General features: G+C 73.1%; 5 protein-coding genes and 1 pseudogene. 1 reads left to right on the forward strand and 5 read right to left on the reverse strand.

Going from position 1 to position 10,957, the window contains the following annotated elements:
• The first annotated feature begins 10 nt into the window (after window positions 1-10).
• Window positions 11-1,560: pseudogene (locus tag ABZV31_RS27990) on the forward strand (GMC family oxidoreductase N-terminal domain-containing protein).
• Here the strand turns inward: ABZV31_RS27990 and ABZV31_RS27995 are convergent.
• From ABZV31_RS27995 to ABZV31_RS28015, 5 genes are all read right to left on the reverse strand, one after another.
• Window positions 1,561-6,201, reverse strand: coding sequence for a hypothetical protein (locus ABZV31_RS27995; RefSeq protein ID WP_355899209.1), 4,641 nt, complete (start codon window positions 6,199-6,201; stop codon window positions 1,561-1,563).
• Between the two features lie 38 nt (window positions 6,202-6,239).
• The gene (locus tag ABZV31_RS28000; protein ID WP_355899212.1) at window positions 6,240-7,118 is read right to left on the reverse strand and encodes a hypothetical protein; all 879 of its coding nucleotides are present in this window, start codon (window positions 7,116-7,118) and stop codon (window positions 6,240-6,242) included.
• Between the two features lie 52 nt (window positions 7,119-7,170).
• Window positions 7,171-8,697, reverse strand: coding sequence for a hypothetical protein (locus ABZV31_RS28005; RefSeq protein ID WP_355899215.1), 1,527 nt, complete (start codon window positions 8,695-8,697; stop codon window positions 7,171-7,173).
• A gap of 114 nt (window positions 8,698-8,811) precedes the next feature.
• Entirely contained in the window at window positions 8,812-9,840 is a 1,029-nt protein-coding gene (locus ABZV31_RS28010) for an IS110 family transposase (protein WP_355899218.1), read from the reverse strand.
• 256 nt (window positions 9,841-10,096) lie between these two features.
• Entirely contained in the window at window positions 10,097-10,792 is a 696-nt protein-coding gene (locus tag ABZV31_RS28015; RefSeq protein WP_355899220.1) for a GntR family transcriptional regulator, read from the reverse strand.
• Window positions 10,793-10,957: the final 165 nt, after the last annotated feature.

The raw sequence follows: 10,957 nt of genomic DNA on the forward strand, positions 1-10,957 counted from the left end.
CCAACTGCTCATGAATATCGACGAGTTCGACTATGTGGTGGTCGGCGGCGGCACCGCGGGCAACGTGGTCGCGGCCCGGCTCTCCGAGGATCCCTCCGTCACGGTCTGCGTCCTGGAAGCGGGACCGAGCGACGTCGGCGACGACGACGTCCTGCGGCTGGAACGCTGGATGGGTCTGCTGGAATCCGGCTACGACTGGGACTACCCCGTTGAGCCGCAGGCCAGCGGCAACAGCTACATGCGGCACGCCCGCGCGAAAGTCCTGGGCGGCTGCTCGTCGCACAACTCCTGCATCGCCTTCTGGGCCCCGGCCGAGGACCTGGACGACTGGGCGGCGAAGGGCTGCACGGGCTGGAGCGCGGCCGACCTCTTCCCGCTCTACCGGCGCCTGGAGAACAACGACGCCCCCGGCGACCACCACGGCCGCACCGGCCCGGTGAAGCTGCGCACGCTGAAGAGCGAGGACCCGTGCGGCACCGCCCTGCTGGAGGCGTGCGCGCAGGCGGGCATACCGACGGTCGCCTTCAACACCGGCAAGACCGTGGTCCGAAACGCGAACTGGTTCCAGATCAACTCCGACGAGAACAACATCCGGCAGTCGTCCTCCGTGGCGTACCTGCACCCGGTCATGGGCAAGCGGCCCAACCTCGACGTGCGGACGGGGGTGCGCGCCAAGAAGCTGGTGCTGGAGGGGCGGCGGTGCGTCGGTGCCGAGTACCTGGACCCCGACCTGATCCACACGCGGACCGTACGGCCCGGCGCGAGGTCATCGTGTCCTGCGGGGCGATCGACTCCCCCAAGCTGCTGATGCTGTCGGGCATCGGACCGGCCACGCACCTGCGCGAGGTCGGCGTCGAGGTGGTCGTGGACGCGCCCGGCGTCGGCGAGAACCTCCAGGACCACCCCGAGGGCGTCATCATGTGGGAGGCGAAGCAGCCGATGACCACCACCTCCACCCAGTGGTGGGAGGCGGGCATCTTCTACGACACCGAGCCGGGCCTGGACCGGCCGGACCTGATGTTCCACTACGGATCGGTGCCGTTCGACATGAACACCGCCCGGCATGGCTACCCCACCTCCGAGAACGCCTTCTGCCTGACGCCGAACGTGACGCGCGCGAAGTCGCGGGGCACGGTGCGGCTGCGGACCCGGGACTACCGGGACAAGCCGAAGGTGGACCCGCGCTACTTCACGCACGAGCACGATGTGCGGGTGATGAAGTACGGGCTGCGGCTGGCGCGGAGGATCGCCGAACAGCCCGCGCTCAGCGGCTGGGCGGGCGCGGAGCTGGCGCCCGGCCCTGACGTGCAGTCCGACGAGGAACTGCTCGACTACATCCACAAGACCCACAACACCGTCTACCACCCGTCCTGCACCGTGAAGATGGGTGCGGACGACGACGCCTCGGCCCCGCTCGACGCACGGCTGCGGGTCAAGGGGGTCGAGGGCCTCAGGGTCGCCGACGGCTCAGTGATGCCGGATCTCGTCACCGTCAATCCGTGCATCACGACCATGATGATCGGCGAGAAGTGCGCCGATCTGATCAAGGAGGACGGCTGATCAGCCGACGGCCGGCGCGGGCCGTTTGAACATCCGGGTCGCCGTGATCTCGCTGTGCACCGTCTCCCCGGCCGGGGTCTGCTGCGGCAGTCCCGGCCGGAGGTGTTCCTCCACGCTGATGTACTTCAGCCCGGCCCTGAGGTCGGCGTCGTTGCGCAGCCGGATGACCAGCGGGAACTCGGCGAGCGCGGTCGTGTCGAACAGGCCGGTGGTGTAGAGGAGCTGGACGCCGAGCGCGTCGGCGACGGCACGCTGGAGCTCCAGCAGGTACGTGGCGTTGGCGCGCCCGATCGGGTTGTCCAGGAACAGCGTGCCGGCGTGCCGGTGCTTGTCCCGGCCCCGGTCGTTGCTCCTGAGCGCCGCCATCGTGCAGTACAGCGCGATGGCTGCGGTGAGCAACTGACCGCCGGAGAACACGTCGCCCATCTGTCCGACGGGGACGCGTTCGGCGCGCAGCACGGCATCCGGCTTGAGGATCTCCACGGCGACGCCCTTGGGCTGGAGGGCGGCGGCCACGCCCCGCAGCAGCAGGGACATGCCGTCGCGCCGCAGGTCGGAGTTCTTCTTCACGGCGGCCCGGGTCGCCTCGTCGATGACCTCGCCGAGCCGCTCGGTGAGCGTGGCCTGGTCGGGCTCCTCGAAGCGGATGCGCAGGAACTCCTGCCCGGACCACTCGCCGAGCCCCTCGGGCAGGCGGGACAGCCGCTGGGCGGAGCGCAGGGTGGCGAGCGCCGACTCCACGAGCCCGCGCAGGCGGTCCACGATCGAGTCCCGGTTCCGCTCCAGCTGCGCCAACTCGTCCGTCAGGACCCGGAGTCGGGGCGCGAAGGCCTCCGCCCACTTCTGGGCGTGCTCGGGCAGCGCGGATGCCGGCAGCTCGCGGATCTGCTGCCGGGCCGGGGTGCGGACCTGCTCGTAGCGCGTGGAGTTGGCGTGCCGGACGAGGACGTCACTCGCCTCGCGCACGGCGGCCTCGGCGGCCGACAGGTCGGCGGCGCAGCCGCGCAGCGAGCGGCGGGCCTCGGCGGCGGCCTGCCGGGCCTCCTCCAGGCTGCCCGGGTACGGCTCCGGCTCCTCCTGCTCCTCCTCGGGCACGTGCTCGCGCAGCAGGTCGCGGAGCATCGCGGCGATCTCGTCGAAGCCGCCGGCCGCGTCCTCGGCAGCGCGGTGGGCCTCTAGCAGCTCGGCGTGGGCCGCGCGGGCCTGGGTCAACGCCTCGGTACGGGAGGCGAGTTCGGCCGTGGCCGTGCGCAGCAGCGCCTGCGCGTGCTCGGCGTCGCGCGGGACGAGGTCCTCGGGCAGCTCGGTGTGCGCCTCACCGTCCTGCGGAGCGTGCCGCTCGGCCTCGCCGCGCAGTCGGCCCAGCTGCTCGCTGGCGCTCGACATGCGGGTCTCCAGGAGCTGCACCAGCTCCTCGGCGCGGGCGGCGGCGGCCTGCCGGGACGGCCCGTCGGACCCCTCCGGGGACTGAAGCAGCTGCTCCGCGCGCGTGCGGACCTTGTTGCTCAGCCGGTCCAGCTCGGCACGGGCCGCGCTCTCGTCGCTCTCCGCGCGGGCCTGCTCGGCGCGCAGGTCGGCGCCGACGCCGACCTTCTCATAGACCTGGGATGCGGCCCGGTAGGCCTCGCGCAGGGCGGGCAGGGACGCCTTCGGCGCCTCACCGTCGGTCTCCGGTACGTCGTCGGGGGCGCCGGCGATCTCGGAGCGCTCGGCGCGCAGCGCGCGGGCGGTGCGGCGGGCGTCGTCCGCGGCGCGCTGGGCGGCACGCCGGTCCTCGTCGGCAGCTCGGGCCCGCTCCAGGCAGGCCTGGGCGCGAGCCTCCGACTCGGCGGCCTCGTCGGCGAGTTCGCGCAGCTTGACCTGCCAGCCGTTGCGCTCCCGCAGCCGGAACGCGAGCCCGGCGAGGGCGTCGGCGGCGCGCCGGGCCTTCTGCGCGGCCTCCTGCCGCTCGTCGCGCACCTGCGCGGCCTCGGCAGCGGCCTCGTCGGCCTCGGCCCGCACGGTCCGCGCCTCGGCCAGCTCGGCCTCGGCCTCCTCAGCGAACGCACGGGCGTCCCGCGCGGCCTCGGCCAGCTCGGTGAGCCGCCCCGCGGGGCAGCCGGAGCGCCAGGAGGCGAGCCGGGCCGCGAGCTCGCGGTCCTTGCCGAGCCGGGCGGCGAGCGCGCGGATCTCCTCGTCCCGCTCGGTCGCCCGCGCGCGTAGCGCCTGCCGCTCCTCGTCGGCGGCGTGCTCGTCGTGCATGGCCGGGTTCGGCGGGACGAGGAAGACGTCACCCGGGGTCGCGTCGGTGGGCGGGGTGGGCGCGAGCAGGGCGGCCGCGGTGCCGACGGCCACAGCGGACCGGGGCAGCAGGGCCGCGTCGGCGAGCGCCTCCCGGGCACGCGCGTGCGTGTCCGGATCGGTGATGATCACGCCGTCGACCAGCTCGGGCCGGGCGGCCAACACGCGCGCGTGGTCGGCGGGGTCGACGGCCTGGGCGAGGTAGCGCCAGCCGGGCAGCGCGGGGATGCCGTGCTCGCCGAGGAACTCCACCGTGGCCAGCACGTCGGGGCCGGGCGGCAGCAGGCCGCCGTCGCCGAGCGCGCCGAGGATCCGGGCGTCGTCGGCGGCGGCGGTCCGCAGCTCGAAGAGGTGCCGCTCGGCGGAGGAGACGGCGTCGTCGAGCAGCTCGCGCAGCTCGTCGGCGAAGCGGTCGAGCTCCTCGGGGGTGAGAGAGCTTGCCCCCGGCCTGGGCGGGCCGGCCGGCTCACTGTCAGTTTCGTGCCGGGGCTGAGGGATCCCGGGGCGTACGTCACCGCTGGTGAGGCTCAGCAGCTCGGCCAGCCGCTCCTCCCCCGCCAGCGCCTCGGCGATGCGCCGCTCCGCCTGGTACGCGCGCTCCGCGGCCGTGGCCGCGTCCGCCGCGCGGGCCGCCGTCAGCTCCGCGCGGGACTCGGCCGAGGCCGCCTCGCGCGCGTGCTCCGTGGCCTTCCGCGAGGCCTCGCGGGCCGCGTCCCAGGCGGCGACCGCCGTCTTCTCGGCGTCGCTGGCCGCGAGGGCCGCGCGTGCCGGATCGGCGTCGGGGGCACTGTCGTCGAGCCAGCCGGCGCGCACCGCCTCGGCGGTCTCCTGCTCGACCTCGGCCAGGCGCTGGCGCAGATGCCCGGCCTCGCTGCGGGCGCGCTGCGCCTCGGTGGCGGCGGCGGTCGAGTCCCGGTAGGCGGATTCGCTGACCTCCTGCAGCTGCGCGGACCGCTCCTCCTCCTCGTTGGCGAGGGCCTCGGCGCTCTCCGCGGCCGCGTGCAGGGCCCTTACGAGATCGACGGCGGCCTTGGCGCGCGCGGCCAGTGCTGGGGCCGCGTCGCGCTCGGCCTCCTGGATCGCGGCGGACACGCGGGCGACGCGGTCGGCGGCCGCGCGGTGGCGCAGTACGGCCTCGGCGGCCTGCCAGGCGGAGTGCAGGGTGCGCGCGTCGGCCAGCTCCCGCTTCTGCGCGGCGGCGGCCTTCTCGGCCGCGGCGAGCGCCAGCGAGGCGTGCCGGTAGGCGAGTTCGGCGGCGATCAGCGCGCTGCGCTCCCGCGCGCCCTCGGAGTGCGTGACGGCGTACGCGGCGGCCGTCACCCGCTGGGCGAGGTCGGCGGCCCGCACCCGCTCCTGCACGGCCCGCGCGGACAGCCGCCGCGCCAGCGTCCGCGTCCGGCGCTCGGCGCCGGAGTGGATCTCACGCGCGCGCGTGCGGGCCTCGGCGGCCTCGACGATCCGCCCGAGCAGGTCGACCGACCCGGCGGTGAAGTCCCGTTCAGCGATCAGTTCGGCCCGCCGGCCCAGCTTGTTGCCGAAGCCGCTGACCAGGTCGGCGAGTCCGTCGGTGTCGCGGGTGTCGGTGACGGCGCGCAGCAGCAGGTCGGTGAAGTCGGAGTCCTTCTTCACCGCGAACAGGCCGGCGGCCTCGCCCTCGTCGGCGTTCATCTCCCGCTGGTAACGGAAGAGTTCGGGGTCGAGGCCGAGGTCGCCGAGGTGCTCGGTCCAGCGCTCGTGGATCTCCTCCCAGTGCACCTCGAGGTGCGGGTACGCCTTCCCGGCCTCGGTGAGCGCGTCCCGGAAGCCCTTCATGGTGCGGCGGCGGCCCCGCGCGCCCGACTGGCCCTCGGCGGGCGGCCGTACGGCGGTGGACTCGGCGACGGGGAGGTTGTCCAGGGTCAGTCCGGGGCCGGGCCGGAAGGAGTACCAGGCCTCGGCGAACTTCCGCGGGTCGTTGGAGACCTGGCGCCCGCGCCACTCGCTGACCTTGCCGACGACCACGCACTCGCCGGTCTGCACGTGCTGCCACTCCAGCGCCACGTGCCCGCAGTCGTCGGCCAGCAGGAACTTGCGCAGCACACCGGAGCTCGCCCCGCCGAGCGTGTTGCGGTGGCCGGGCAGCATGACGGAGAAGATCAGCTTGAGCAGCACCGACTTTCCGCCGCCGTTCTCCAGGAACAGCACCCCGGCGGGCGCGGGCCGGCGCGGCGGGCCGACCGGCTCCTCCTCGAAGAACTCCACCTGGGCGGGCGCGGGGTCGGGCACGGGCTCGCCCACACCCCGCAGGTCGAGCACGGTGTCGGCATAGCGCGCACCGGCCGGCCCGATGGAGTAGAGGCGGACCCGAGACAGCTCGTACATGGCGGACTCTCGTCAGTCTTCTTGCGGATCAGGGGGGTTCAGGAGTGGAAGGGCAGCCCGGCGTCAGCCACCAGTTCCAGGTCGTCGGTGTCCTCGGCGGGCAGCAGCGTGGGCGTGCCGTCGGTCACCGGGACGACGCCCAGTTCGAGGAGCTCGGCCATGGCGGCGCTGCCCGCCATGTCGCGCACCTGGAGCTGGTAGCGGGCCGTCGTCCGGTACGTGCCACCGTGCTCGTCGCCCGTGCGCTGCAGGAAGCCGGAGTCGGTGAGGAACGTCACGGCCTTCGCCACGATGCCGGTGGTCGAAGCGGCCGGCCGACGCGCGTCCTTGGTCGCGCCGGTCGCGCTGCGTCTGGCCCAGATCCGCCAGGCGGCCTCCAGGCCGGGCGCGTCGGTGGCCGGGTCGGTGTTCTCGCCCCGCTCCTCGGCCCGCTCCTCCAGGCGGCGGCACGCCTGGCGCACGAAGGCGTCGACGCCGTTGACCGTGACGCGCCCGATGTAGCCGTCGTCGGCGAGGTCCTCGGGCCTGGGGAACGCCATGGCGGCGACGGCGAGATGGGCGAGCCCGTGCAGGAACCGGTCCGCCGAGTCGGCGGAGGTGCGACGCGCGTAGTCACCCATGCGGACGGCGAACACCGAGTCCTCCGCCGCGGTCACCGCCATCCCCGCGCGCGGGGAAACCTCCAGCACGACGAGCCCGAGCCCGGTGGCCACGGCGTCGGCGAGCCGCGCGAACGCCGGGTCCTCGCGGTACCGGCGCAGCAGTTCCGCGTACTCCTGGTCGCGCGCGGGCTGGAGCTTGGGCTGCAGCCCGAAGGCGACGAGCCGGGCCGCGTCGGCGGCGTCGGCGGGCGTGACGGCGGAGCTCGCCGGCGCGGCAGCGGCCTCCGGCTCACTCCAGTCGACGTGCTCGGTCACGGTTGGGGCTCCTTGCTGGGCTGTTGCTCATACGTATGTGTCTCGGCGCCGCTCACGCCGCCTCCGTCCGGTCGGCGGCCATTCCCGCGGCGTCCAGCAGGGCCGTGCCCACGATGAGATCGGCTCCGCCGAACTCCGGATCGTCCAGCTCCGTGCCGTCGTCGACCGCGAACAGCAGCTTCTCCTCCCCTTGGCGATAGGCCGTGCCGACCGGCGGACTCGCCGCGTGTATGGCCAACAGGGCGACGAGATACGGCAGGTCGGGATCCTTGCGGCGCGCCTCGGCCAGCAGCCCCGACAGTCGGCGCGGTGCGTCCGCCGGCAGATCCAGCAGCTCCATCGCCGCCGCCAGCTGCTCCTCGCTGAACCGGCTGTCGTCCGGCGTGGCGATCAGGTCGGGCTCCGGCATCTCCGCGCCGAGGTGCTCCCGCTCCACGGGCGGCGTCAGCAGTATGTCGACGAGGTCCCCGACCCGGACGGACACCGGCGTGCGCAGCCCGGTTCCACGCGCGAAGAAGGCGTCCGTGACCCGGATGGCCTGCTCCAGAGGGAGCGGGAGGGTCGGCGCGAGGAGGTGGCCGTAGAGGTCTGTGCTCGAGGCGGACATGGGTGTGGCGAAGGCCTGCCGGTCCTGCTCGGCGCGGAACAGGGGCCCGGCCTCCAGCAGCCGGGACTGCAACTGCGTGTGCCGGCGGATGCAGTCCTTGACGATGTCGACCAGCTCGGCGGCACGGCGCTTGTGCTCGGGGTCCTCGGACTCGTCGCGCGCCTTGCGGATGTTCGTGAGGATCGCGTTCTCGTGCCGGTACCGGTCGGCGACGTGGTCGAGGGCCTCGGCGATCATGTCCGGCACGGCGTTGAGCCAGTCCACCGCCCGGACGTTGCGCCGGGTGGCCTCCAGGGCCTTCCGCAGGGTCTCCGAGTACTGCACGGTCCGGTAGCGGGCCTGCTCGGCGGCGAGCTGGGCGTCGGCGAGGCGGCCGCGGCTGATGAGCACCTCGAGCTTGACCTCGGCGGCGATCTGCGCGCTGGTGACATCGGTGTCGAGGGCGCCCACCAGGACGTTGACCGCCTCGTCCGTCGTACGGAGGTAGACGCTGCCGCCGGGGCCCGGGACCTCCTCGATCAGCTTGAAGTCGTAGTCACGGCGCACATACGTGCCGTCCGGCTGGAACGTGCCGTACACGGCGCGGAAGCCGCGGTCGACGCTGCCGACGTTGATCAGGTTCTCCAGGACCCAGCGCGCCACGCGCTCGTGCTCGGCGACCGGCCGCTGCGGGGCCTGGGCGGCGACGCGCGGGATGAGCCGGGCCACGACCTGGTCGTGGTCGGCGCCGGTGTCGAAGTCCATGGTGAGCGTGACCAGGTCGATGGCGGCGAGCGCGATCTCCGCCATGCCGTACACCGTGTACTCGCCCGCGAGGTTGGCCTTGCGCGCGTCGAGGTCGTGCAGCGGCGCGGTGCAGGCGAGCGCGCGCAGCCGCCGCGCCAGTCCCTCGTCGGCAGCCGGGCCCAGGGCAGGGCGCGGCCCCGTGCTGAGCTGGGGCGGAACACCTTCCGTCGATGCAGGCGAAGTCACGGTGCACAGACTAGGTCCTCGGTCTGACAACGACCCAAACGACGCAGATGCGCCCCGCGTCCTGCGTTGAAGCTCCTATAGATCGTCAAGCGGCTTGGGTGAGCTGTTCGGCGGTCATGTGGGTCGTGGCAGGAGTCGGTAGACCTCGCGGGCGACGAACCGTTTCAGGCAGCGCATGATGTCCCTCGTGGACATGCCTTCGGCGGTGCGTCTGGCCACGTACTCGCGGGTGCGCTGGTCGTAGCGCATACGTACCAGAACGATGGTGTGCAGGGCGCTGTTCGCCCACCGGTCACCGCCCCGGTTAAGGCGGTGACGGTGGGTGCGGCCTGAGGAGGCCGGGACGGGGGCCGCTCCGCACAGGTGGGCGCGCCACTTGAGGCGTTCGGGGTTGTCGCCCGCTGTGATCAGCAGCTGGCCGGCGGTCTCGGTCCCGACGCCCGGCAAGGCGACCAGGCTTGGCGCTGCCCGGGTGACCAGCAGGGCCAGTTCGGTGTCCGCCTCTTTGATCTCGGCCTGTAGCGCCTGGTAACGGCGGGCGAGTCGGCGTAGCGCGATCCTGACCGCGCAGGTTGGGTCGGCCGGCTCGCCTGTCGGCCGAAGACGGGTCAGGGCGCCGATCAGCTGGGCGGGGGGTAGGCCGCGCACCTCCTCGCGCACCGCGGACGGGGCGGTCACCAGCAGGGCACGGATCTGGTTGATGGTCTGGGTGCGGGCCTTGACGGCGCTCTTGCGCACCACCCGCAGGGCGCGGATCGCCTCCACGATCCCGTCCCGGGTCTTGGGAGTTCCGCAGGCCCGGCCGGAGAGCACCGCGGCTGCCGCCGCATAGGCGTCGACCGGGTCGGACTTGCCCTGGGCGCGGCGGGCCTTGCGGTCGGGACGGTCGACTTCGACGACCGTGACGCCCTCGGCCCGCAGGAAGCGGGCCAGTTCGGCACCGTAGGCCCCGGTGCCCTCCACCCCAGCCGCGAGAACCTCGCCCTGGGCCCGCAGCCAGGCCAGCAGCCTGCGATAGCCGGCCGGGGTCGTCTCGAACGAGGACGTGCCCAGGTGACGCCCGACGGTGTCGATCACCGCGGCCTGGTGGAGGTCGGCGTGGGTGTCGATCCCACCGATCACCGCTATGTTCGGGGATGCCATGCTGGCCTGTGCCGTCCCTTTCGTACCACGCGTTCAGGGAGGGCACGCGCCGGGCGGGCAGACGGACAAGACAGTGATGGGACCTCTCGCCAGGCTCCTGAAGTCACGGACGCCCGACCGGCCACGCGCACAGCGGCACCGCCCGGCAGGCCGACGATTCAACGCCAAGACAGCCCAAGCGTCGGTCAGACCCAGAGTCAGACCTCCGAGCGATGCCACCTACATCCTCACTGTCAGACCTGGCGCCATGGACCCGTTACCCGTCTTCGCCGACCCGGCGCCGGTACACCTCCACGACCCGTTGGAGCGAGTCGTCGAGGTAGACCGCGAGCATCTTCTCGGCCTCGCTCCGGTCGCCCGCCTCGAGGGCCTGGAGGATCTGCTGGTTGCGGGTGAGGTACGGCTCGTGCAGCCGCCGCGGGTCGTCCACGACGTGGAAGGCCAGGCGCAGTTCGGCGAAGACGCTGCGCATCAGCTCGTCGGTGCGGTCGCTGCCGGCGAGCGCGACCAGCTCCCGGTGGAAGTGGATGTTGGCCGTGCCCAGCTCTTTCCAGCCACCTTCGCGCGCCGCCCGCTGCCCCTGCGCGACGGCTTCGGCGAGCCCCTCCAGCGCGTACGGCGGCGCGCCGAGACCCCGTACGACGGCGCACTCGACGAGGCGGCGGGTGCGGTAGATGTCCTCGACGTCCTCGACGGTCAGGACCCGTACGAAGACGCCCCGGTTCAACTCGTGGACGAGCAGTCTCTCGTGGGTGAGCAGCCGAAACGCCTCGCGCAGCGTGTTGCGGGAGACGCCGAGCGCCCCGCCGATGCTGTCCTCCGACAGCCGGGTGCCGGGCGGGAAGTAGCCCTCGGCGATACGGCTTCTGAGGATGTCCGAGACCCGCTCGGCGGTGCTGGTGCGGCCCAGCAGGGCACGGTCGTCGGCCAGTCCCGTCAGCTGCTCTGCCATGCCCGGAATTCAACCGCAGACACCAGAACGAAACAACACGGGTATTGAAGGATCGTTCAACGATCCTCTACTTTGCTACGCACGGCGCCGCCCCGCTCCCACCGCGGCACCGCGACTTACGCACGACACGAATCCCTCCCCGGCACGACTTCCGCACGGCACGTA

Origin of the sequence: Streptomyces sp. NPDC005202, assembly GCF_040608235.1 — a bacterium.
GTDB lineage: Bacteria > Actinomycetota > Actinomycetes > Streptomycetales > Streptomycetaceae > Streptomyces.

Excerpts from the sequence above, each read along its gene's own strand:
- ABZV31_RS27995 (WP_355899209.1), bottom strand. The coding sequence starts at position 6,201 with ATGTACGAGCTGTCTCGGGTCCGCCTCTACTCCATCGGGCCGGCCGGT.
- ABZV31_RS28010 (WP_355899218.1), bottom strand. The coding sequence starts at position 9,840 with ATGGCATCCCCGAACATAGCGGTGATCGGTGGGATCGACACCCACGCC.
- ABZV31_RS28015 (WP_355899220.1), bottom strand. The coding sequence starts at position 10,792 with ATGGCAGAGCAGCTGACGGGACTGGCCGACGACCGTGCCCTGCTGGGC.